Source organism: Streptomyces sp. NBC_00667 (assembly GCF_036226825.1).
In the GTDB taxonomy this organism is placed as follows: Bacteria; Actinomycetota; Actinomycetes; order Streptomycetales; family Streptomycetaceae; genus Streptomyces.
Window position 1 is genome coordinate 2370140 of record NZ_CP109022.1, and the last position, 23411, is coordinate 2393550.

Here is a 23411-nt window from a genome sequence, read left to right on the forward strand (position 1 = left end):
CTGCGGTCGTTTTCGGCCGGCCCGGGACGGGCCACTGGCACTCTGCGCATCCGAGTGCCAGACATCCCCCGGTCAGTGTACGGCCGGGTAGTACGCCGCGGGCAAGGGCGGCCCGCCAGGGTAGCGTCCCCGCATGGACGTGCGTTGGGAAGAGGCGGGCTGGGAACGGCTGACCGGGCGGTCCGGAAGACGCCGACTGCCGGTGTGGGACTGCACGGTGGGGCTGGTGGTGGGCGATGAGTCGGTGCTTCTGATCGACCCCGGATCCTGCGTCCGCGAAGGCCTGGGGCTGCGGGCGGAGGCGGAGCGGCTGACCGGCCGCCACGTGACCCATATCGCATTCACACACGGACATTTCGACCACGTGCTCGGCGGCTCCGCCTTCCCGGAGGCGGAGTTTTACGGTGCGGTCGGGCTGGACGCGCACCTCGCGCTGGACCGGGACGACCTGCGGGAGGACGCGGTCCGGCAGGGACTGGACCCGGCGGAGGCCGCCGAAGCGGCACGGGCGCTCCCGCTGCCCCGGCACCTGGTGTCGGGCGAGTGGACGCTGGAGCTGGGCGGGGTGCAGGTCCTGCTGGCGAACGTCGGGCCGGGGCACACGCGGCACGACCTGGCGGTCTTCGTGCCGGGCGAGCGGGAGGCCGTCTTCTGCGGGGACCTGGTGGAGGAGTCGGGCGAACCCCAGGCGGGCCCGGACGCGGTCCCGGCGCGGTGGCCGGCGGCGCTCGACCGGCTGCTCTCGCTCGGCGGGGACGACGCGCTGTACGTGCCCGGTCACGGAGCGGTGGTCGACGCGGGCTTCGTGCGTGCGCAACGCGCCACACTGGCGGGCCGGTTCGGCGTGTCGGGCGCGTGAGCGCGGGCTCTCTCGTACCGTCGGCCGGATGCGTGAGTACTCCCCCGATCTGACCCCGCAGTGGAAGCGCGCCAAGGCCGTGCCCGAGGTGCCGGCCGACCCGGGCCTCGTGGTGGAGGTGGCGGGCACCGACTTCTGCGGGGCGGTGGTGGGCTGCGAGGCGGGCACGGTGACCTTGGAGGACCGCTTCGGCAAGCGCCGCGCCTTCCCGCTGGAGCCGCGCGGGTTCCTCCTGGACGGCGCGGTGGTCACCCTGACCCGCCCGGTGCGTGCGGCGGTGGTGCCCACGCGGACGGCCTCGGGCTCGGTGGCCGTCCCCGGGGCGCGGGCGCGGGTGGCGCGGGCGGGGCGGATCTACGTCGAGGGCCGCCACGACGCGGAGCTGGTGGAGCGGGTGTGGGGCGACGACCTGCGGATCGAGGGGGTGGTCGTGGAGTACCTGGAGGGCATCGACGACCTCCCCGCCATCGTGGCGGACTTCGCCCCGGCGCCGGACGCCCGCCTGGGCGTGCTGGTCGACCACCTGGTGCCGGGTACGAAGGAGTCCCGCATCGCGGCGTCGGTGACGTCCCCGCACGTCCTGGTGGTGGGCCACCCGTACGTGGACGTCTGGCAGGCGGTGAAGCCTTCGGCCCTGGGCATCCCGGCCTGGCCGGTGATCCCCCCGGGCCAGGACTGGAAGACGGGCATCTGCCGCGCCCTCGGCTGGCCCCCGAACACGGGCGCGGCCTGGCAGCACATCCTGTCCCGCGTCACGTCCTACAAGGACCTCGACCCCACCCTCCTGCGCGCGGTGGAACACCTCATCGACCACGTCACGACCCCGGCCGACGCCTGATCCCCGGGCAATCCACCCCCGCCGGCGTTTGAGGCGCGGGAAACCCAGCCCCGCCGGCGCTTGAGGCGCGGGGCGAGGAAACCCAGCCCCGCCGGCGTTTGAGGCGCGGGGCCCGGGGCGGAGCCCCGGAAAGCCCGGCACAGCCGGGGCCGCGCAGCGCAACGGCGCCGCACCCGGCACACCCGCACCGGCACCGGCACCGGCACACCCGCACCCGCACCCGCCGCCCCGCGTCAGTCGACCCGCGTCAGTCGACCAGGTCCCGGATCACCGCGTCGGCCAGCAACCGCCCCCGCAGCGTCAACACGGCCCGCCCCGCCCCGTACGGCCCCGGCTCCAGCAGCCCGTCCGCCAGGGCCCGACCGGCCGCGGCCAGCCCGGCCGGAGCCAGCAGGGCCAACGGCACGCCGTCCACCAGCCGCAGCTCCAGCAGGATCCGCTCCACCCGCCGGTCCTCCTCCGACAGGACCTCCCGCCCGGCCCCGGGGGAACGGCCCTCGGCCAGCGCGGCGGCGTACGCCCCCGGGTGCTTCACGTTCCACCACCGCACCCCGCCCACGTGCGAGTGCGCCCCCGGCCCCGCGCCCCACCAGTCCGCGCCGCGCCAGTACAGCTCGTTGTGCAGGCACCGCCCGGCCTCCGAGGTGGCCCAGTTCGACACCTCGTACCAGTGGTACCCGGCCTCCGCCATCACCGCGTCCGCGATCAGGTACCGGTCGGCGTGCACGTCGTCGTCCGTCATCGGGACCTCGCCGCGCCGGATCCGCCGGGCCAGCTGCGTGCCCTCCTCCACGATCAGCGCGTACGCGCTGATGTGGTCCGGACCGGCCCCCAGCGCCGCCGAGAGCGACGCCCGCCAGTCCTCGTCCGTCTCGCCGGGCGTGCCGTAGATCAGGTCCAGGTTCACGTGCTCGAAGCCCGCCGCCCGTGCCTCGGCGACGCACGCCTCCGGCCGCCCGGGGGTGTGCGTACGGTCCAGCACCTTGAGGACGTGCTGCTTGGCGCTCTGCATGCCGAAGGAGATCCGGTTGAACCCGCCCGCCCGCAGCTGCGCGAGGTACGCGGGGTCCACGGACTCCGGGTTGGCCTCCGTCGTGATCTCCGCGTCCGGTGCCAGACCGAATTCGTCCCGGATCGCCGCGAGCATCCGTACGAGGTCGGCGGCCGGCAGCAGTGTCGGCGTGCCGCCGCCCACGAACACGGTCCGCACGGCCCTGGGGTCGTCCCCGAGCACCTTGCGGGCGAGGCGGACCTCGTCGATCAGGGTGTCGGCGTAGTTCTCGCGGGAGGCGAGCACGCCTCCGGTACCCCGCAGCTCGGTCGCCGTGTAGGTGTTGAAGTCGCAGTAGCCGCAGCGCGTGGCGCAGTACGGGACGTGCAGGTAGAACCCGAGCGGCCGGTCCCCGGCACCCGCCAGGGCGTGGGACGGCAGCGAGCCGTCTTCGGGCATGGGGTCACCGTCGGGCAGTGCGGAAGGCATGTGCCCATTGTCCCGCACTGCCCCAAGGTCGTTTACGCCTCGTTCGAGCCCGCGTACATCTCGTCGATGAGGTGCTTGAACTCGCGCTCGACGACCGGACGCTTGAGTTTCAGGCTCGGCGTGAGGTCACCGTGCTCGACGTCCAGGTCGCGCGGCAGCAGCCGGAACTGCTTGATCGTCTGCCAGCGCTGGAGGCCCTCGTTGAGGGTCTGTACGTACGTCTCGATCAGCCGGTTGGTCTCCGGCGCGGCCGCGACCTCGGCGTACGTCTTGCCCTCCAGGCCGTGCTCGGCCGCCCAGCCCAGGATCGCCGGGCCGTCGAGCGCGATCAGCGCCGAGCAGAAGTTCCGGTCCGCGCCGTGCACGACGATGCTGGAGACGTACGGGCAGATGGCCTTGAACTGGCCTTCGACCTCCGCCGGGGCCACGTACTTGCCGCCCGAGGTCTTGATCAGGTCCTTCTTGCGGTCGGTGATGCGCAGGTAGCCGTCGGGCGAGAGCTCGCCGATGTCGCCCGTGTGCAGCCAGCCGTCCGCTTCCAGCACCTCGGCGGTCTTGTCGGGCAGCCGGTGGTAGCCCTGCATGATGCCGGGGCTGCGCAGCAGGATCTCGCCGTCGTCGGCGATGCGGACCTCGGTGCCGGGGAGCGGCTTGCCGACCGTGCCGGTGCGGTAGGCCTCGCCGGGGTTGACGAAGGAGGCGGCGCTGGACTCGGTGAGCCCGTAACCCTCCAGGATGTGGATGCCGGCGCCGGCGAAGAAGTAGCCGATGTCGGGCGCGAGCGCGGCGGAACCGGAGACGGCGGCGCGCAGCTTGCCGCCGAAGGCCTCGCGGAGCTTGGAGTAGACGAGCGCGTCGGCGACCTTGTGCTTGGCGGCGAGGCCGAGGGGGACCTTCGTGCTTCCGGTGCGCCGGTGGTTGTCCTGGCTGGTCCTGGCGTATTCGCGGGCCACCTCGGCGGCCCACTTGAAGATCTTGTACTTGGCGCCGCCCGCGACCCGGGCCTTGCCCGCGGCACCGTTGTAGACCTTCTCGAAGATGCGCGGGACGGCCGCCATGTAGGTCGGCTGCACCACCGGCAGGTTCTCGATGATCTTGTCGATACGGCCGTCGACGGCGGTGACGTGCCCGACCTCGATCTGGCCGGAGGTGAGCACCTTGCCGAAGACGTGGGCCAGCGGCAGCCACAGGTACTGGACGTCGTCCGCGTTGATCATGCCGGTGGCCACGGTCGCCTTGGCCATGTACGACCAGTTGTCGTGGGGCAGGCGCACGCCCTTGGGGCGGCCGGTGGTGCCGGAGGTGTAGATCAGCGTGGCGAGCTGGTCCGCGCTGATGGACCCGATCCGCTCCTTGACCGCCTCGGGGTGCTTGGCGAGGTACTCCCTGCCGCGCGCCTCCAGGGCGTCGAGGGAGAGGACCCAGCCCTCGGGGTCGCCTTCCGCCTCCAGGGCGTCGTCGGCGTCCAGGACGACCACGTGGGCCAGGCGCGGCAGGTCGGCGCGGTGCGCGCGGGCCTTGGCCAGCTGCTTCGCGTCCTCGGCGATCAGGACCCGGCTCTCGGAGTCGGCGAGGATGAAGGCCGACTCCTCCGCGTTGGTGCTGGGGTAGATGGTGGTGGTCGCGGCGCCGGCGCACATCACGCCGAGGTCGGCGAGGATCCACTCGACCCGGGTGTTGGAGGCCAGCGCGACCCGGTCCTCGGAGCCGAGGCCGAGGTCGACGAGACCGGCGGCGATGGCGAACACCCGGTCGGCGGCCTGGCCCCAGCTGAGTGACTTCCAGTCGTCGGGCCCGCCGTTCGCCGAGGGGACCGGGTACCGGTAGGCCTCCCCGTCCGGCGTGGCGGCGACACGCTCAAGGAAGAGGGCCGCCACGGTGGGCGGGCGGTTCTCGATCAAGGTCTGTGTGTCGCTCACGACATCCTCCGGACCGGTCCACGCAGCAGCGTGGGCGTGGGGCGCTTGGGGCTGGCGGGGTGGGGACCTGCGCACGTGCTGTTGGCGAGTTTGTGACTGGCGAGTAACCATCGAGCAGTGATCAGACTAAAGGCCGCCCGGCCCGCGCGTAAGGGGCGGCGAGCGGCCGGTTCATAACGAAACGGGCCCACATGCGTCCACATGTGGGCCCGTTTGTCGCGAGTGGGGTCACCCGTCGGCTACTTCTTCTTGCCGCCGGACTCGTCGCTGGAGAGGACGGCGATGAAGGCCTCCTGCGGGACCTCCACGGAGCCGACCATCTTCATCCGCTTCTTGCCTTCCTTCTGCTTCTCCAGCAGCTTCCGCTTACGGGAGATGTCACCGCCGTAGCACTTCGCGAGGACGTCCTTGCGGATGGCACGGATGGTCTCGCGGGCGATGACGCGCGAGCCGACGGCCGCCTGGATCGGCACCTCGAAGGCCTGGCGCGGGATGAGCTCGCGCAGCTTGGCGACGAGCCGCACGCCGTACGCGTAGGCGGCGTCCTTGTGGCAGACGGCCGAGAAGGCGTCGACCTTGTCGCCGTGCAGCAGGATGTCGACCTTGACCAGGCTGGAGGACTGCTCGCCGGTGGGCTCGTAGTCCAGGGAGGCGTAACCGCGCGTCTTGGACTTCAACTGGTCGAAGAAGTCGAACACGATCTCGGCCAGAGGGAGCGTGTAGCGGATCTCGACCCGGTCCTCGGAGAGGTAGTCCATGCCGAGCAGGGTGCCGCGGCGGGTCTGGCACAGCTCCATGATCGCGCCGATGAACTCGCTGGGAGCGAGGATCGTGGCCCGCACGACCGGCTCGAACACGTCCGAGATCTTGCCCTCGGGGAACTCGCTCGGGTTGGTGACGGTGACCTCCTTGCCGTCCTCCAGGACGACGCGGTAGACCACGTTCGGGGCGGTGGCGATCAGGTCGAGGCCGAACTCGCGCTCCAGGCGCTCGCGGACCACGTCCAGGTGCAGCAGGCCGAGGAAGCCGACGCGGAAGCCGAAGCCGAGCGCCGCCGAGGTCTCCGGCTCGTAGACGAGCGCGGCGTCGTTGAGCTGGAGCTTGTCCAGGGCCTCGCGCAGGTCCGGGTAGTCCGAGCCGTCGAGCGGGTACAGGCCCGAGAAGACCATCGGCTTCGGGTCCTTGTAGCCGCCGAGGGCCTCGGTCGCGCCGTTGTGCAGGCTGGTGATCGTGTCACCGACCTTGGACTGACGGACGTCCTTCACGCCGGTGATGATGTAGCCCACCTCGCCGACGCCGATGCCGTCGGCCGGGGTCATCTCCGGGGAGGAGACGCCGATCTCCAGCAGCTCGTGCGTGGCGCCGGTGGACATCATCCGGATGCGCTCGCGCTTGTTGAGCTGGCCGTCGACGACACGGACGTAGGTCACCACGCCGCGGTACGAGTCGTAGACCGAGTCGAAGATCATCGCGCGGGCGGGGGCGTCCTTGACGCCGACCGGCGCCGGGACGGTGGCGACGACCTTGTCCAGCAGCGCGTCCACGCCCAGGCCGGTCTTCGCCGAGACGCGCAGCACGTCCTCGGGCTGGCAGCCGACCAGGTTCGCGAGCTCCTCGGCGAACTTCTCCGGCTGGGCGGCCGGCAGGTCGATCTTGTTGAGGACCGGGACGATCGCGAGGTCGTTCTCCATCGCCAGGTACAGGTTGGCGAGGGTCTGCGCCTCGATGCCCTGGGCGGCGTCGACGAGGAGGACCGTGCCCTCGCACGCGGCGAGGGAGCGCGAGACCTCGTACGTGAAGTCGACGTGACCGGGGGTGTCGATCATGTTCAGGATGTGCGTGTCGCCCTTGCCCGGGCCCTCGGTGGGCGCCCAGGGCAGACGGACCGCCTGCGACTTGATCGTGATGCCGCGCTCACGCTCGATGTCCATGCGGTCGAGATACTGGGCGCGCATCTGCCGCTGGTCGACGACGCCGGTCAGCTGGAGCATCCGGTCGGCGAGGGTCGACTTGCCGTGGTCGATGTGCGCGATGATGCAGAAATTGCGGATCAGCGCCGGGTCGGTACGGCTCGGCTCGGGCACGTGGCTGGGGATCGCGGGCACGCAGTGTCCTGATTCTCGGGTCGTATATCTCGTAGATGCAGAGTCCCATGGTCCCATGGACGGCGTAGTGCGCTCGGTTTGGGCCGTCCGGAGCGTGCCTGGTAGCCTGGGCAGCTGTGTCTCGTATGGCCTCTCACCGTCCGGGACACAATCCGAAGATCAAACTCTGAACCTGAAAAGGCTCTTTCGTGGCGAACATCAAGTCCCAGATCAAGCGGAACAAGACGAACGAGAAGGCGCGCCTGCGCAACAAGGCCGTCAAGTCTTCGCTCAAGACCGCGATCCGCAAGGCCCGTGAGGCCGTGGCCGCCGGTGACGTCGAGAAGGCCACCGTGGCTTCCCGCGCCGCCGCGCGTGCGCTCGACAAGGCTGTCTCGAAGGGTGTCATCCACAAGAACGCCGCCGCCAACAAGAAGTCGGCGCTGGCCACCAAGGTTGCCACCCTCCAGGGCTGAGCTCCTGATGTGATCGCCGGGTAGGGACCCAGCGGGCCCTCTCTCCCGCTCCTGACCGGCAACCGCGCCGCACGCGAAGCGTTCGCCACGCGGGTGCGGCGCACCCAGAAGTACCGAAGGCCCCGACCGCCACCCTTCCCCAGGGCCGGCCGGGGCCTTCGTCCTACCCGGACGGCAGCGAGGACGCCGCCGACACGCCCCCGGCACGCCGATGGCGCCGGAGGCAGCCGCTCGGCGCCGGGCGGCGCGGGTCAAGCAAGATCCGGAAGAGGCGGCCTAGCGCTGGTGGGGGCGGGCTGCGCGGGAGACCGCCACTACCGCCTTCTCCAGGGCGTACTCCGGATCGTCGCCGCCGCCCTTCACTCCCGCGTCGGCCAGCGCCACCGCGCGCAACGCCTCCGAGACGCCGTCCGCCGACCAGCCCCGCATCTGCTGCCGGACCCGGTCGATCTTCCACGGCGGCATGCCCAGGTCCCGCGCGAGGTCGCCCGGGCGGGCTCCGCGCGGGGCCGAGGCCAGTTTCCCGATGGCCCGTACGGCCTGGGCCAGGGCACTGGTGATCAGCACCGGCGCCACACCGGTGGACAGTGACCAGCGCAGGGCTTCGAGGGCCTCCGCCGCCCGCCCTTCGACCGCCCGGTCCGCGACGGTGAAGCTGGAGGCTTCCGCCCGGCCCGTGTAGTACCGCCCGACCACGGCCTCGTCGATGGTCCCCTCGACGTCCGCGCACAGCTGCGCCGCCGCGCTCGCGAGCTCCCGCAGGTCGCTGCCGATCGCATCGACCAGGCTCTGGCACGCCTCGGGGGTGGCCGAACGCCCCAGCGTGCGGAACTCCCCCCGCACGAACGACAGCCGGTCCGCGGCCTTCGTCATCTTCGGGCAGGCGACCTCCCGGGCCCCGGCCTTGCGCGCCGCGTCCAGCAGGCCCTTGCCCTTGACGCCACCGGCGTGCAGGAGCACGAGGACGATCTCCTCGTAGGGCGCCGCGAGGTACGCCTTGACCTCCTTCACCGCATCGGCGGACAGGTCCTGCGCGTTGCGCACGATCAGGACCTTGCGCTCGGAGAACAGCGAGGGACTGGTCAGCTCGGCCAGCGTGCCGGGCTGGAGTTGCTCGGAGGCGAGGTCGCGCACGTCCGTGTCGGCGTCGGCGGCACGCGCCGCCGTCACCACTTCCCGTACGGCGCGGTCGAGCAGCAGGTCCTCCTGCCCCACCGCGAGGGTGAGCGGGGCGAGCGGATCGTCGGTGGGGTTCTTCCTGGTGGCCATCGCCTCCAGCATCCCACGCCCCACCGACAGTCCCCCTCCCCCGATCCGCGGCCACCGCCCCGTCCCGGAGAATGGCCGGGTGAACGTGCGACATGTACTGGTCCTGCCCGACCGCGACGCCGCCGAGGAGGTGGCGACCGAGGCCGTCGACCGCTTCGGCCTGCCCGAGGAGCCCCAACTGGTCCGCGACGCCCTGGCCGGCGAGGACGACGCGGAGGACGCCCAGTGGCTGGTCGTCATCGAGGACCCGCAGGAGAAGCTCGATTCCGCTTCCCTGGACGACCTCGCCGGCGCCTACGACGGGTGGTTGGAGGCTCCCTGAGCCCCGCCCCGGCCCCCTCAGGCCTTGTGGACGATCTGGACGTCCAGCTCGACCTCGACGCTCGCACCGATCGCCGCGACCCCGTGGGCCAGCAGTGACTGCCAGTTGAGCGCGAAGTCCTCGCGGTTCAGTGCGGCAGTCGCCCGGCAAGCGGCCCGGGGTTCGCCCTGGAGGCCCGTGCCGTGGCCCAGGTACTGGGTGTCCAGGGTCACGGAGCGGCTGACGCCGTGGAGGGTCAGTGCGCCCGCGACGGCCCAGCGGCTGCCACTGCGGTGGATGAAACGCTCGCTGTAGAACTCGACCGTGGGATGGCGCGCCGCGTCCAGGAAGTCGGCGGAGCGCAGGTGGTCGTCCCGCATCCGCAGCCCGGTGTCGATGCTGCCCGCGTCGATGATCACGCGCATGGAGGAGTCCTCCATCCGCTCGGCTATCCGTACCGCTCCGGCGAACGTGGTGAACCGTCCGTGGATCCGGGCGAAGCCGATGTGCCGTGCGGTGAAGCCGATCGAGGAGTGGGTCGGGTCGAGTTCCCAGTGTCCGGGCGCGGGCAGCAGCGGCGGCTCCACCGCGTCGAGGACGATCTCCGCGGTGCCGTGCTGCGCCGGGTCGCCGACCAGCGTCGCCCCGTGGAAGGGCGCGTAGCCCTCGGCGGTGACGGAGAGCCGGTACTCCCCCTCCGGCACGGCTGCGTTGAACCCGCCGTACGGGTCGGTCTCCCCGCTGACGACCCGGCGGCCTATCGGGTCGGTGACTTCGAACTTCGCTTGGCGGACCGGCTGGTGGACCGTGTCGAGCACCCGGCAGCTGAGCAACCGGGCCGTTGGCGGCAACGTCAGCGTCGCGGCCGTATGGGACGCGGCGCTGCCGCCCGTATCCGTCCCCCGTCGGCGTCCGAACATGGTTGATGCACCCCCGTGCAGTGTGGACTTGGACCGTGTTGGCGAAAACGCATTCGATCATGCTGTCGGGTTGGGGGCAAACAGAAGGGTCGACCCCGGTATGCCCGCGCCGTCCGCGCCGTCGCCCGGCCGGAAACGCCCGTAGCCCGGGGCCGCTTCCCGCGACGGCCACGCTGCCGTCGGTGTCGGTGCGCAGGACGGCCGTGCCCATCGCCCGCAGCCTGGCGAGCGTAGCGGGTGCGGGATGTCCGTACCGGTTGCCGGCGCCGACCGGGACGAGGGCGATCCGTGGCCTGACCCGCGCCTGGAGCACGGGGTCCTGGTGCGCGGAGCCGTGGTGCGCCACTTTCAGCACGTCCACGGGCCCCAGTTCCGGATGATCCCTCAACAGGGCCTGCTGGGCGAGTGGTTCGAGGTCACCGAGGAGGAGCAGGGTCAGGCCGGAGGTTCGCACCAGCAGGGCGACGCTCGCGTCGTTCGGTCCCTGCGCCGGCGGGCCGGCGGGTGGCGGCCACAGCACCCGCCACTCCAGCGGTCCGGTCCGGCGCCGCTCTCCCGCGACGGCGGCCATGACGGGAACCCCGGCGCCGGCGGCCGTGCGCCGGACGAACTCGGCCTGCCCGGCCGGCTCCTCCAGCGTCGTCGTCTGGATGGCGCCCACGGCCCGGCCCCGCAGCACCCCGGCGAGCCCGCCCACGTGATCGGCGTGGAAGTGCGTGAGCACGAGCAACGGGATCCTCCGCACCCCCAGGCTCCGCAGGCACGCGTCCACCGGTTCGGCCTCCGGTCCCGCGTCCACGACCACCGCCGTACCAGGGCCCACGGCGAGCACGGCCGCGTCCCCCTGCCCCACCGCGCACTGGACGTAACTCCAGCCGGGCGGCGGCCATCCTTTGAATGTACGAACGAGCAGCGGCGGCCTGAGTACGGCGGCGAGCAGCGCCACGGCCAGGGCGGAGCAGAACCACCACCTGCGCCCCCACCGGACGCACAGACCGGCCACGCCGACCGTGGCGGCGGCCAGCAGCGCACCCCCCGCCCACCCGTCGGGCCACGCCAGCTCCGCCCCTGGCAGCCCCGCCCCGGCGCGGGCCACCCCCGCGATCCACCCGGCCGGCACCCCCGCGCACCGGGCGAGGAGTTCCGCCGCGGGCATCCACAGCGGAGCCACGGCGAGCGTCGCGAACCCGAGCACCGTCGCGGGACCCGCCGCGAGTTCGGCCAGCAGGTTGCACGGCACCGCCACCAGGCTGACCCGGGCGGACAGCACCGCGACCACCGGCGCGCACACCGCCTGGGCGGCCGCGGCGGCCCCCAGCGCATCGGCGAGCCCCGGCCGCACGCCCCGCCGCCGCAGGGCCTCGCCCCACCGCGGCGCCAGCGTGAGCAGCGCCCCGGTGGCCAGCACGGACAGCAGGAACCCGGTGCTGCGGGCCAGCCACGGGTCGTACAGCACCAGCAGCAGAACCGCCGCGGCCAGTGCGGGCACCAGGGACCTGCGCCGGCCGGTGGCCAGGGCCAGCAGGGTGACCGCCCCGCAGGCGGCGGCCCGCAGCACGCTCGGTTCGGGCCGGCACACCACCACGAAGGCGAGCGTCAGCGCCGCCCCGCACAGGGCAGTGGCCCGGAGCGAGAGCCCCAGGCGCGGTGCCAGGCCGCGCCGTTCGGCGTGCTGCGCGGCGGCCGGAGGCCCGATCAGCAGGAACAGCACCACCGTCAGGTTGGAGCCGGACACGGCCAGCAGGTGCAGCAGGTCGGTGGCGCGGAACGCCTCGTGCAGGTCGGGCGGGACCCGGGACACGTCGCCGACGACCAGGCCCGGCAGCAGCGCCCGGGCGTCGGGCGCGAGCCCCCGCGTCGCCTCGCGCAGCCCGGCCCGCAGGGTTCCCGCGAGGCGCTGTACCCGGTCCGGGCCACGAATCACCCTCGGCGGCGCGTCCCCGGCCGGGCGGAGCAACGCCACGGCCCGCTCACCGCCCCGGCCGGGGGACAGCCGCCCCACCACCTCGACCCGCGTCGAGGGCTGGAGCCCCGCCCACGCCGGGTGCCCGGCCAGCACCCGTACCGGCGTCTCGACCCTGGTCCGCGCGCCGTCGGGGCCGGTCACCCGGGTCACCACCGCGTCCAGCGTCACCATCGGCGGCCCGCCCCCGCCCCCGACGCCGCGGGGATCGGAGCCGACGGTGAGCTCCGCCCAGACCCGGGCGTGCTTCCCGGCCAGCCCGAGCACGGGACCGGCCCGCGCCTCGGCCCGCTGGAGCCCGGCCACCCCGGCACCGGCGCCCGCGCAGAGCAACGCGGCGGCAGCGGCCGCGCCCACCCTCCACAGCGGACCCGGCCCATGGTGGCCGACCAGCAGCAACAGCCCCGCCGCGGCGACCGCCAGGCCCACCCCGGCGACGGTCCACGCGGCCGGCACGTCGAGGCAGACGGCGGCCGCCGCCCACGCGCCCAGGGCCGGGCCGGCGAGCCGCAGGTCCATCGGCCCGGACCCCTCGGGGCGATTCACGGCCGCACCAGCTTGCGCAGGTCGGAGAACCGGCGTTCGCCGATGCCGTTGACCTGCCGGAGTTCCTCCACGGAACGGAACCCGCCCCGCGCGGTCCGGAAGTCGACGATGTGCTGCGCGAGCACCGGACCCACCCCGGGCAGCCCGTCGAGCTGCGCGACGGTGGCGCTGCCCAGGCTCAGCGGGCCGCCACCGGACCCGGACCCGGAACCCGGGCCGCCACCCCCCGCCGGGGGCTGCGCGGGTGCGCCCACCACCACCTGTTCGCCGTCCACCAGCACCCGGGCCCGGTTCAGCCCGGTCATGTCGGTGCCCGGCCGCACTCCCCCGGCGGCGGCCAGGGCGTCCTCCACCCGCGCTCCGGCGGGCAGCGTCCGCACCCCCGGCTCCCGGACCTTGCCACTGACGTCCACCACGACCCGGTTGCCTCCCGTGGGGGCCGGGGCCGACGGCCCCGGGGCCGGGGCGGGTACCGAAGCAGGGGCGACCACCGCCGGCGCGGTCACCGGCCCCGGCCGCGCCGACCAGTACTGCTGGGCGGCGAAACCCACCCCCGCAACCAGCACCACCGCGAGCGCCGCCACCGTCCGCGGCTCCACCCCGCACCGCGCCTGGACCCAGACCGGCAGCCGCTCCCGCACTGCGAGCCACCGCGAGCCCCGGCCGTCCGGCGGGGCCGCTTCGGCCCCGACCACCGGCTCGGGGCCGGCCACGGCGTCGGGGACGCGAACGCGGACCCCGGGCGGCGGGTCGGACAGGGGGTCGGGCGGCGGCTCGGGCGGCGGTGCCGTGAGGATGGCCTCGGCCCGGCGCCGCACGGTCGCGGGATCGGGGTACGGCTGCCGCCGGCGGTCACGCAGCCGTCCGTCGGACCGGCGCGGACGACCGGGGCCACTGGTGCCGCCGGCTCGGGAAGGGGACGAAGTACGCGTGCGCAGAGTCATGCCACGACGGTAGGGGCCTTCCCCGATCCTCGTTCGGAGGCATCAATTCCGGTGGATGACCTGACCGTTGTGGATAACCCGGCCACCCGTTCCGGTGACCCGCCGGGCCGTTCCGTGCGCCGGACGCCGCCCGAAAGCACCCGACCGTGCCCCGCCGACGACCAGCCCGGGCTGTCCCCCCGCCGCCGAACAACCCCGGCCGTGCACCCGCCAACGATCAGCGTGGCGAGACGACGGCCGCCAGCAGACCCGGCCCGGTGTGTGCGCCGATGACCGCGCCGACCTCGCTGACGTGCAGCTCGACCAGCCCGGGGACCCGCTCCCGGAGCCGTTGCGCAAGCTTGTCGGCCCGCTCCGGCGCCGCGAGGTGGTGCACCGCGATGTCGACACTGCCCGAGCCGGCGCGTTCGACGGCGAGTTCTTCGAGGCGGGCGATGGCCTTGGACGCCGTCCGCACCTTCTCCAGCATCTCGATCCGACCGCCGTCCAGCGTGAGCAGCGGCTTGACGGCGAGCGCCGAGCCGAGGAGGGCCTGCGCGGCCCCGATGCGGCCTCCGCGTCGGAGGTAGTCGAGGGTGTCGACGTAGAAGTACGCCGACATGTCGGCGGCCCTCTTCTCCGCGGCGGCCACGGCCTCGTCCACCGAACCACCGGTCTCCACCACCTCGGCGGCGGCGAGCGCGCAGAAGCCGAGGGCCATGGCCACCATGCCGGTGTCCACGACCCGGACCGGGACGGGGGCGGTCTTGGCGGCGACCACGGCCGCGTCCCAGGTGCCGGAGAACTCGGCAGAGAGGTGGAGGCTGACGATGCCAGCCGCGCCGGCGTCGGCGGCGGCCCGGTAGGCCCGTGCGAAGTCGTCCGGGCTGGGGCGGGAGGTGGTGACCGAGCGGCGCTTCTGCAGGGCGAGGGCGAGGCTGCGGGCCGAGATTTCGGTGCCTTCTTCGAGCGCCTCGTCGCCGAGCACCACGGTCAGGGGGACAGCGGTGATCCGATGCCGCGCCATCGCCGGTGGGGGCAGGTAGGCCGTGGAATCGGTGACGATCGCGACATGGCGGGACATGAGCGGGAGGTTACCGCCAGCGACCCCCCTCCGGCAGCACGAGCCCCTCACCAGGGCCTTCGCACACGGGCCGGACCCTTCCGAGCGGACTCCACGCCGGACCACCGAGCGGGCTCCCCGCCAAACCGCCGGCCGGCCAAGCCACCCCCTCACGCCCGAGCGGCCTCCACCCCGGGCCGCTGGCCAAGCCACCCCCTCACGCCCGAGCGGCCTCAACTCAAGCAGCACACCCGAAGAGCAGCGCACCCGAACGCTCCGGACCCACCCCGTCGACCCACCCTCAGGCCGTCGTCTCCGGCCTCGGAGTCTTCCTCGGCGCCTTCTCCCAGGGGTGACGAGGAGTCCGGGAGGCCGGGTTCAGGGCCGCGGGGCCCGGCTCCGCCGGGGCATCGGCCCGGCGCTCCGGCCCGGTCGTCGCGTCCCAGGAGGCGGCGGCGGCCGTGAGGTCGTCCACCGACTCCCGCGACCAGTCGCGCAGCGCGCCCGACTCCACCTCGATCTGCGCAGACAGCGTGGACAGGTCGTCCTCCGCGAAGCGCCGCGCGCGTTCCCGCGCCGCCCACCGCAAGGAGTCCGCCGACTCCGTGATCTTGCGCGTGCGTTCCCGCAGGTCGGGCAGGCTCGCGGCGATCCGCTTGCGGTCCGGCTCCTGCTCCAGCCGCTTCAGCTCGGCGTCCAGGTCGTGCCCGTGTTCGCTCAGCCGCTCGAAGAGGCCGATCGACTCCCTCAGCGAGGCGTCCGTCTGCACGCCCTGGTACAGGGCCTGCTGCGTGGCCCGCATGGATGTCCGCAGGTCGAGCCTCAGCTGCGCCAGCCCCGCCGTGACCCCCACCTGGCCGAGGCTCCTGGCCCTGAGGGTCGTGTCCTCCACGGTCCGCCGGGCCTGCGTCAGCGTCCGGTCCACGCCGCGCTTGGCCGCGCCGACCGCCTTCACCGTGACCCACGCACCCAGCCCCAAGAAGGCGAACAGCACCAACAGGGCAAAGATGACCAACGCGCCCGCCTCCATGAGGCTCCCTTCCCCTGCCTATTCCGTCCCCTCCACCGTAAACGCAACGGGCAGGCCGGGGGTTCCCTTCGAACCCCCAACCTGCCCGTACGGGAAGACCCCTAGATCAGGCCGCCGCCCCTCAGATGACGATGTTCACGAGCTTCGGCGCGCGCACGATCACCTTGCGGATCTCCGCACCGCCCAGCGCCGCCACGACCGCCTCGTCGGCCAGCGCCAGCTGCTCCAGGTCGCCCTCGGAGACCGTGGGCGGCACTTCCAGGCGCGCCTTGACCTTGCCCTTGACCTGGACGACGCACGTCACGCTCTCGTCCACCACGTACGCCGGGTCCGCGACGGGGAAGTCCTGGTGGACCACCGAGTCGCTGTGCCCCAGCCGGTGCCACAGCTCCTCCGCGATGTGCGGAGCCAGCGGGGCGACGAGCAGCACCAGCCGCTCGGCGACCGAGCGCTCCAGCGGCCGGCCGGCCTTCGTCAGGAAGTTGTTCAGCTCGGTGATCTTCGCGATGGCGGTGTTGAAGCGCAGCCCCGCCAGGTCCGCGCCGGCCCCGTCGATGGCCTTGTGCAGCGCGCGCAGGGTGTCCTCGGCGGGCTCGGCGTCGACGACCGTCACCGCGCCCGTCTCCTCGTCCACGATGTTGCGCCACAGGCGCTGGAGCAGCCGGTACTGGCCGACCACGGCCCGCGTGTCCCACGGGCGCGACACGTCCAGCGGGCCCATCGCCATCTCGTACAGGCGCAGCGTGTCGGCGCCGTACTCCTCGCAGATCTCGTCCGGCGTGACGGCGTTCTTGAGGGACTTGCCCATCTTGCCGTGCTCGCGCTTGACCGGCTCGCCCTGGTAGAAGTAGCCGCCGTCGCGCTCCTCGACCTCGGCCGCGGGCACGTACACGCCGCGCGCGTCGGTGTAGGCGTAGGCCTGGATCATGCCCTGGTTGAACAGCTTGTGGAACGGCTCGGCGGAGGAGACGTGACCCAAGTCGAACAGCACCTTGGACCAGAAGCGCGCGTACAGCAGGTGCAGCACCGCGTGCTCGGCGCCGCCCACGTACAGGTCGACGCCGCCGTGCGGGGCGCCTTCGCGCGGGCCCATCCAGTACTGCTCGATCGCCGGGTCGACCAGCGCCGAGTCGTTGTGCGGGTCCAGGTAGCGCAGCTCGTACCAGCAGGAGCCGGCCCAGTTGGGCATGGTGTTGGTCTCGCGGCGGTAGCGCTTGACGCCCTCGCCCCGGCCCAGGTCCAGCTCCACGTAGACCCAGTCCTCGTTGCGCGACAGGGGGGTCTCGGGCTTCGAGGCGGCGTCGTCGGGCGCGAAGGTGCGCGGCGAGTAGTCCTCGACCTCCGGCAGCTCCAGCGGCAGCATCGACTCGGGCAGCGGGTGCGCGACGCCGTCCTCGTCGTAGACGATCGGGAACGGCTCGCCCCAGTAGCGCTGGCGGCTGAACAGCCAGTCGCGCAGACGGAAGTTGACGGTGCCTTCACCGATGCCGCGCTCGGCCAGCCAGTCGGTGATGCGGGCCTTCGCCTCGACGACGCCCAGGCCGTCCAGCGAGATGCCCTCGCCGGTGGAGTTGACGATCGTGCCGTCGTAGGAGGAGAACGCGTCGTCCCACTCCGCCGGGTCGGCGTCGCGGTCGTCGGAGGGCTCCACCACGCAGCGCATCGGCAGTTCGAAGGCGCGGGCGAACTCGAAGTCGCGGCTGTCGTGCGCCGGGACGGCCATGATCGCGCCGGTGCCGTAGCCCATCAGGACGTAGTCGGCGATGAAGACGGGGACCTGGGCGCCGCTGACCGGGTTGGTGGCGTACGCGCCGGTGAAGACGCCGGTCTTGTCCTTGGCCTCGGCCTGCCGCTCGACGTCCGACTTGGCCGCGGCCTGCTTGCGGTACGCGTCCACCGCTTCGCGGGGGGTCGCGGCGCCGCCGGTCCACACCTGGTGGGTGCCCTCGGGCCAGGCGGCCTGGACGATCTTCTCGACCAGCTCGTGCTCGGGCGCCAGCACCATGTAGGTGGCACCGAACAGGGTGTCGGGACGGGTGGTGAAGACGGTGATCGCGTCGGCGCCGACGGGGAAGTCCACGCGGGCGCCTTCGCTGCGACCGATCCAGTTGCGCTGCTGGAGCTTGATGGCCTCGGGCCAGTCCAGCGCGTCCAGGTCGTCCAGCAGGCGGTCGGCGTAGGCCGTGATCCGCATGTTCCACTGGCTCAGCTTCGCCTTGAAGACGGGGAAGTTGCCGCGCTCGGACCGGCCGTCGGCGGTGACCTCCTCGTTGGCCAGTACGGTGCCCAGTCCCGGGCACCAGTTCACGGGCGCGTCCGAGGCGTAGGCCAGCCGGTACTCGTTCAGCACGCCGGCCCGCTCACCCGCACCCAGCTCCGCCCAGGCACGGCCTCCGGGGACCTCGCGGGAGCCGTCCTCGAAGGAGGCGACCAGCTCGGCGATCGGGCGGGCCTTCTTCGCGTCGGCGTCGTACCAGGAGTTGTAGATCTGCAGGAAGATCCACTGCGTCCACTTGTAGTAGTCCGGGTCGATCGTCGCGAACGAGCGGCGCTTGTCGTGGCCCAGACCCAGCCGGCGCAGCTGGACCTTCATGTTCTCGATGTTGGCCTCGGTGGACACGCGCGGGTGCGTGCCGGTCTGTACGGCGTACTGCTCGGCCGGCAGGCCGAAGGCGTCGAAGCCCAGGGTGTGCAGGACGTTGTGGCCGGTCATCCGCTGGTGGCGGGCGAAGACGTCCGTGGCGATGTACCCGAGCGGGTGACCGACGTGCAGGCCCGCACCCGAGGGGTACGGGAACATGTCCATGATGAACTTGCTGGGCCGCGCGACGAGCGCCGCCGTCTTCGCGGAGTCGGCCCCGGCCAGGTCACCGGTCGGGTTGGGAGCCTCGTAGGTGCCCTCCGCGTCCCATACGTCCTGCCAGCGTGCCTCGATGTCGGCGGCCATGGCAGCCGTGTAGCGGTGCGCCTCGGCCGCCTCGGGGGCCGGGGTGTTCGTCTCGCTCATGATTTCTGAAGCTCCATCGATCGTCTCTGCCGTCTCTGCCTGCCCAAACGAAAAAACCCCTCGCACAGGAGGGGACGCCGCGCCGATGCCGACCGTCTCGAAGGGTCGGTACTGATCAGCGCGGCTCGGTAAGCAGAAGGCGTACGGCACGCATGGCGTCAGGGTACCGCAGCGGCCCCGACGCCCGCTCGGGCGTTCCGCACAACGAGAAGCGGGCCACCCGATCCGGGTGACCCGCTTCCTCACTGTGGAGCTAAGGAGAATTGAACTCCTGACCTCCTGCATGCCATGCAGGCGCTCTACCAACTGAGCTATAGCCCCTCGTACTGCTTGGTACTGCTTGCCGTTCCGGTTTCCCTTGGCGGTTCCCCTTGGCGACGTCCCAAACATTACACGGTCATGGCCCTGGTCCAAAAATCGGTTTCCGCACCGCCGGAGCCATGACGGACATGGACCACTACGTCCGTTTCCTCACGCCTTCGCGAACTGGTAGAAGCGCTTGAGCGTGCAGTGCTCGTCGAGCAGTCGGCCGTAGATCGGCTCGCCCTCCAGCTCGCGGTACGTCTCGATGGGGTCGCCTTTTATGATCAGCGCCCGCGCGCATTCCTCGCACCAGTACTGGTAGTCGGGGTTGACCGGCTCCATGTCCCGCACGATCGGCGTGCCGTTGTTGCACCAGTCGCACCGCCGCCGGTGTGCACCCATCCGTCAGCGACTCCCTCCCGCGTCGGGCCGTCGTGTCCCCCTCCGGCGGTCCGATTCTGCCATGCCGGTACGCGCCGGGTCAGCAAGCACAAAAAGGAACAAACGCAAGTATCCCGCCCCCTGTTGGGGACGGGATACCGATTGTGGAGCTAAGGAGAATTGAACTCCTGACCTCCTGCATGCCATGCAGGCGCTCTACCAACTGAGCTATAGCCCCGCTCTCCGCGGCGCTCCCCCCGTTTCCGGCGTTCCGCGCTGCGAACAAGAAGAACTCTAGCCTGCGACCAGCCGGAAAGTGAAATCCGGCCGTGCGCCCGCACCGACCTGCGCCGCGGGCAGCGCCGACGTGCTCAGTCGTCGTCGCCGAGCACCGGCTCCGGCAGCGTGCCGGCGTTGTGCTCCATGAGGCGCCAGCCGCGCGCGCCCTCGCCGAGGACGGACCAGCAGCAGTTGGTGAGCCCGCCGAGGCTCTCCCAGGAGGACGGGTCCAGCTCCAGCAGACGGCCGATGGTCGTACGGATCGTCCCGCCGTGGCTGACCACCACCAGCGTGCCGCCCTCGGGCAGCAGGTCGACGTGACGCAGGACCACCGGCGCGGCCCGGTCGGCGACCTCGGTCTCCAGCTCGCCGCCACCGCGCCGTACGGGCTCGCCGCGCTTCCACGCCGCGTACTGCTCGCCGTACTTGTGGAGGATCTCCTCGTGCGTGAGCCCCTGCCACTCGCCCGCGTACGTCTCGCGCAGCGCCTCGTCGTGCTCCACCGCGAGGCCGGTGAGCGCGGCCAGCTCGGCGGCCGTGTCGGAGGCGCGCCGCAGGTCCGAGGCGACGATGGCGTCCGGCTTCATCGAGGCGAGCAGCCGGGCGGCGCGGCGCGCCTGCGCCACACCGGTCTCGGTCAGCTCTATGTCCGTGGAGCCCTGGAAGCGGCGCTCCAGGTTCCACGAGGTCTGCCCGTGCCGCCAAAGGACGATCTTCCGACCGGTGCGACCGCCCTTGCCGTCCGAAGCGGCCGGTGCGGTGGAGGCGGCCGTACCGGTCGTACCCGTGTCGGTCGTGCTCAGAACAGATCACCGTCCAGTTCGTCGTCGCCCTGCGCCTCGCGCAGCTTCGCGTGCTCCTCGGCCTTGCCGATGGTGAGCTTGGCGTCCTCGGGGAGCTCGATCTCGGGGCAGTCCTTCCACAGGCGCTCCAGCGCGTAGAAGACCCGCTCCTCGCTGTGCTGGACGTGCACGACGATGTCGACGTAGTCGAGCAGGATCCAGCGGGCGTCGCGGTCGCCCTCGCGGCGCACCGGCTTGGCGCCGAGTTCCTTGAGCAGGCGCTCTTCGATCTCGTCCACGATCGACTTGACCTGGCGGTCGTTGGGCGCGGAGGCGAGGAGGAAGGCGTCGGTGATCGACAGCACGTCGCTGACGTCGTACGCGATGATGTCGTGCGCGAGCCGGTCGGCCGCGGCCTGGGCGGCGGCGGTGATGAGCTCGATGGAGCGGTCCGTGGCGGTCACTGGCCATGCTTTCGGGTTGGCGGGCAGATCCTCTCAAGGGTCTCATGTACCGCCGACACCGCCCGCGCGGAACGTTCCGCGCGGACGAAATCACAGCTCAGGGGCCCGGCGAGGCCGCCCGCAGCGGCTCAGGACGCCTTGTAGTCCTTGCCCAGGACCACCACGACGTCCGCGTTCACCGCGCTCTCGGCCTTCTTGACGGCCGTCTCCGGCAGCCCCAGCGTCTTGGCCACCTCGACCGCCTTGGCCCGCTGCGCCTCGTCCCGGTAGGTGATCTGCGAGAGCGCCGCGCTCTTGTCGGCCTTGCCGCCCTCGACGAGCGTGTAGCCGCCGTTCAGCAGCGCCGCCTTCGCCGCGAGCTGCGCCTTCTCGTCTCCGGTGGCGTCCTTGAGGCCGATCCGGGGAGCGGCGCCGGGGACCGCCGCGGCGGAGCCGCCGAGGATCTCGTCGACGGCCTTCTTGCCGGCGTCGTCGCCGAGGCCGCCGTCCGGCTTCACCGGGAGCACCTCGGTGCGGTAGGCGCCCACCTTGGCGTGCTCCCCGATCCGCGACAGCAGCGCGCCCAGGTTCTGCGCGTTCAGCGCCGGGTCCAGGATCTGGCCCATGCTCTCGACGGTCACCGCCGCCGCCTTCGGGTCGGCGGGGATCTTGCGCAGGACGGCGTACAGCACCTTGCCGAGCCGCTCCAGCTGCTTGGTCTCCGGCTCGCCCTGGGCGCGGTGGGTGGCGTAGGCGACGGCCATCGCACCGGTCAGGCTCTGCTTGGCGCCCTGGGACACGGCCGGGGTCTTCGCCTGGTCGTCGGCCGGGACGGCGGTGTCGGTATCGACCTCGATGCCGCCGACCAGCTCGACGAGCCGCTCCAGGAAGGGGGTGTCCAGGCGCCAGGTGCCGCCGATGCGGGTGCCGAGGACCGAGTCGAGGGACTCGCGGGTGCCGATGCCGCCGTCCTCGACCGACTTGGACAGCGGCTGGCCGGTGCCGTCCTCCTTGGGGACGTTCAGGGTGTTCGGCAGCAGGACGGTGGCGCCCTGCTTCGTGGTCACGTTGTCGACGAGCAGCAGCGTGGAGGAGCCGCCCTTCTTCGTGTTGAGCACGTGGACGACGATCATGTCCCGCTTCTGTGCCCCGGTCGCGGCCGCGGGCTTCTTCTGACCACCGGGCCCGTCGAGGAAGGGGAGCTTGCCCGCGTACCAGAGGTAGCCGGCGCCGCCGACGACGATCAAGGCGAGGACGACGATCAGCGCGACGGTCCGGTTGCGGCCCCGGCGGCGGGCCTCCTCGCGGCGTTCGGTGCGGCTCTCGGTGAAGGCGAGCCAGTCGATGACGTCCTCGGACTCCTCGTCCGGCTGGTCGATGAAGGCGAACATCTCGGTGCGGTAGTCCCGGCCGGCTTCGGGCTCGGTCCCGGGTCCGGGGGCGGCCCGGCGCGGCTGGGGGACCTGGGGGGCCGGCCGGGGGTCCGGGGCGGGCTGCTGCCGGGGCGCCTGCTGCCCGGGAGCCTGCTCCTGCGGGGCATGCTGCTGCGGGATCCACTGCTGGGCCTGCTGGGTGTCGTACCCGTAGCCGGGGCCGGGCGCGTACTGCTCCTGGCCGTACGCCCCGCCCTGAGTGCCGTGGTCCTGGGCGGGCTGCTGCTGCTGCGGGTAGGGCTGCTGGGGGGCGTAGCCCTGGTGGTCGTAGCCGTACGGCTGCTCGTACGCGGGGGCGGGGGCCTGGGCGGGCGCAGGGCCGTACACCGGCCGGCCGTACGGGTCGTAGCCGATGAGCTGCTGCTCCTGGGCGGCGTACGGGTCGTACGGATCCTGGCGGTCGTTCACCGCGGGCCCCTCTCTGCTGAACCGGAAGCTCAGGCTCCCCGGTACAGCTCACGCTTGTCGATGTAGCGCACGACACCGTCCGGCACCAAATACCAAACGGGGTCGCCCTGCGCGACGCGCGCCCGGCAGTCGGTGGACGAGATCGCCAGCGCGGGCACCTCGACCAGGGAGACACCGCCCTCGGGCAGCCCGTCGTCGGTCAGCACGTGGCCCGGCCGGGTCACTCCGATGAAGTGCGCGAGGGAGAACAGCTCCTCGGCGTTGCGCCAGGTCAGGATCTGGGCGAGGGCATCCGCCCCGGTGATGAAGAACAGGTCGGAGTCGTGGTTGAGGGCGCTCAGGTCCCGCAGGGTGTCGATGGTGTACGTCGGGCCGCCGCGGTCGATGTCGATGCGGCTCACCGAGAACTGCGGGTTCGAGGCCGTCGCGATGACGGTCATGAGGTAGCGGTCCTCGGCCGGGGAGACGACGCTGTGCGACTTCTGCCACGGCTGGCCGGTCGGTACGAACACCACCTCGTCGAGGTGGAAGAGGGCGGCCACCTCACTGGCGGCCACCAGGTGTCCGTGGTGGATCGGATCGAATGTCCCGCCCATCACGCCGAGGCGGCGCTTGACCGGGCCGGTAGGCGTTCCCTGCTCTCCCATGAGCGCAGAGCCTACTGGCCCGGCGGCCCGTCCCGGACCCGCATTCGAGCGTGCGCC

General features: G+C 72.3%; 18 protein-coding genes, 2 tRNA genes and 1 pseudogene. 4 read left to right on the top strand and 17 right to left on the bottom strand.

Annotated features, from left to right (window positions below; genetic code table 11):
* Positions 1-133 precede the first annotated feature (133 nt).
* On the top strand, positions 134-859 hold the full coding sequence (locus OHA81_RS11165) for an MBL fold metallo-hydrolase (RefSeq protein WP_329195123.1): 726 nt from the start codon (positions 134-136) through the stop codon (positions 857-859).
* A 28-nt stretch (positions 860-887) separates the two neighbouring features.
* Positions 888-1697 (top strand): DUF3097 domain-containing protein, encoded by an 810-nt coding sequence (locus tag OHA81_RS11170; protein ID WP_329195124.1) that lies wholly within the window; start codon positions 888-890, stop codon positions 1695-1697.
* A 247-nt stretch (positions 1698-1944) separates the two neighbouring features.
* Here the strand turns inward: OHA81_RS11170 and hemW are convergent, their stop codons facing one another.
* The 3 genes from hemW to lepA all read right to left on the bottom strand — a co-directional run bounded on the left by hemW (position 1945) and on the right by lepA (position 7201).
* The gene (hemW, locus tag OHA81_RS11175; protein ID WP_329195125.1) at positions 1945-3177 is read right to left on the bottom strand and encodes a radical SAM family heme chaperone HemW; all 1233 of its coding nucleotides are present in this window, start codon (positions 3175-3177) and stop codon (positions 1945-1947) included.
* Positions 3178-3209: 32 nt separating this feature from the next.
* Positions 3210-5096 carry an AMP-dependent synthetase/ligase gene (locus OHA81_RS11180; protein ID WP_329195126.1) on the bottom strand — a complete coding sequence of 629 codons (1887 nt, stop codon included), beginning with the start codon at positions 5094-5096 and terminating at the stop codon, positions 3210-3212.
* A 239-nt stretch (positions 5097-5335) separates the two neighbouring features.
* Positions 5336-7201, bottom strand: a complete 1866-nt coding sequence (gene lepA / locus OHA81_RS11185) for a translation elongation factor 4 (protein WP_329195127.1) — start codon at positions 7199-7201, stop codon at positions 5336-5338.
* Positions 7202-7389: 188 nt separating this feature from the next.
* Here lepA and rpsT point away from each other — a divergent pair, with 188 nt between their 5' ends.
* On the top strand, positions 7390-7656 hold the full coding sequence (gene rpsT / locus OHA81_RS11190) for a 30S ribosomal protein S20 (RefSeq protein WP_030159297.1): 267 nt from the start codon (positions 7390-7392) through the stop codon (positions 7654-7656).
* Positions 7657-7932: 276 nt separating this feature from the next.
* Here rpsT and holA read toward each other — a convergent pair whose 3' ends face one another.
* Positions 7933-8925 carry a DNA polymerase III subunit delta gene (gene holA, locus OHA81_RS11195; protein ID WP_329195130.1) on the bottom strand — a complete coding sequence of 331 codons (993 nt, stop codon included), beginning with the start codon at positions 8923-8925 and terminating at the stop codon, positions 7933-7935.
* 79 nt (positions 8926-9004) lie between these two features.
* On the opposite strand from holA, the gene OHA81_RS11200 reads away from it, so the two are divergent.
* The gene (locus tag OHA81_RS11200; RefSeq protein ID WP_329195133.1) at positions 9005-9247 is read left to right on the top strand and encodes a hypothetical protein; all 243 of its coding nucleotides are present in this window, start codon (positions 9005-9007) and stop codon (positions 9245-9247) included.
* A 17-nt stretch (positions 9248-9264) separates the two neighbouring features.
* Here OHA81_RS11200 and OHA81_RS11205 read toward each other — a convergent pair whose 3' ends face one another.
* From OHA81_RS11205 to nadD, 13 genes and pseudogenes are all read right to left on the bottom strand, one after another.
* Complete coding sequence (locus OHA81_RS11205) at positions 9265-10146, bottom strand: YceI family protein (protein ID WP_329195135.1); 882 nt, start codon at positions 10144-10146, stop codon at positions 9265-9267.
* A gap of 124 nt (positions 10147-10270) precedes the next feature.
* Positions 10271-12628, bottom strand: a pseudogene (locus OHA81_RS11210) (ComEC/Rec2 family competence protein); the annotation flags it as partial.
* Between the two features lie 23 nt (positions 12629-12651).
* Positions 12652-13599, bottom strand: coding sequence for a helix-hairpin-helix domain-containing protein (locus tag OHA81_RS11215; protein ID WP_329195137.1), 948 nt, complete (start codon positions 13597-13599; stop codon positions 12652-12654).
* A 217-nt stretch (positions 13600-13816) separates the two neighbouring features.
* Positions 13817-14662 (bottom strand): DegV family protein, encoded by an 846-nt coding sequence (locus OHA81_RS11220; RefSeq protein ID WP_329195139.1) that lies wholly within the window; start codon positions 14660-14662, stop codon positions 13817-13819.
* A 280-nt stretch (positions 14663-14942) separates the two neighbouring features.
* Positions 14943-15671, bottom strand: a complete 729-nt coding sequence (locus OHA81_RS11225; protein ID WP_329195141.1) for a hypothetical protein — start codon at positions 15669-15671, stop codon at positions 14943-14945.
* A gap of 121 nt (positions 15672-15792) precedes the next feature.
* Positions 15793-18678: a leucine--tRNA ligase gene (leuS, locus tag OHA81_RS11230; protein ID WP_329195143.1), complete on the bottom strand. Its 2886-nt coding sequence runs from the start codon at positions 18676-18678 to the stop codon at positions 15793-15795.
* A gap of 248 nt (positions 18679-18926) precedes the next feature.
* Positions 18927-18999: transfer RNA gene (locus OHA81_RS11235), tRNA-Ala, on the bottom strand.
* Positions 19000-19149: 150 nt separating this feature from the next.
* Positions 19150-19383, bottom strand: a complete 234-nt coding sequence (locus tag OHA81_RS11240; protein WP_136215681.1) for a hypothetical protein — start codon at positions 19381-19383, stop codon at positions 19150-19152.
* A 144-nt stretch (positions 19384-19527) separates the two neighbouring features.
* Positions 19528-19600, bottom strand: a tRNA-Ala gene (locus tag OHA81_RS11245).
* 133 nt (positions 19601-19733) lie between these two features.
* On the bottom strand, positions 19734-20354 hold the full coding sequence (locus OHA81_RS11250) for a histidine phosphatase family protein (protein WP_329202168.1): 621 nt from the start codon (positions 20352-20354) through the stop codon (positions 19734-19736).
* A gap of 86 nt (positions 20355-20440) precedes the next feature.
* Positions 20441-20887: a ribosome silencing factor gene (gene rsfS, locus OHA81_RS11255; RefSeq protein WP_136215683.1), complete on the bottom strand. Its 447-nt coding sequence runs from the start codon at positions 20885-20887 to the stop codon at positions 20441-20443.
* A 128-nt stretch (positions 20888-21015) separates the two neighbouring features.
* Positions 21016-22707: an LCP family protein gene (locus OHA81_RS11260; protein WP_329195146.1), complete on the bottom strand. Its 1692-nt coding sequence runs from the start codon at positions 22705-22707 to the stop codon at positions 21016-21018.
* A 29-nt stretch (positions 22708-22736) separates the two neighbouring features.
* Positions 22737-23354, bottom strand: coding sequence for a nicotinate-nucleotide adenylyltransferase (nadD, locus tag OHA81_RS11265; protein ID WP_136215685.1), 618 nt, complete (start codon positions 23352-23354; stop codon positions 22737-22739).
* Positions 23355-23411 lie beyond the last annotated feature (57 nt).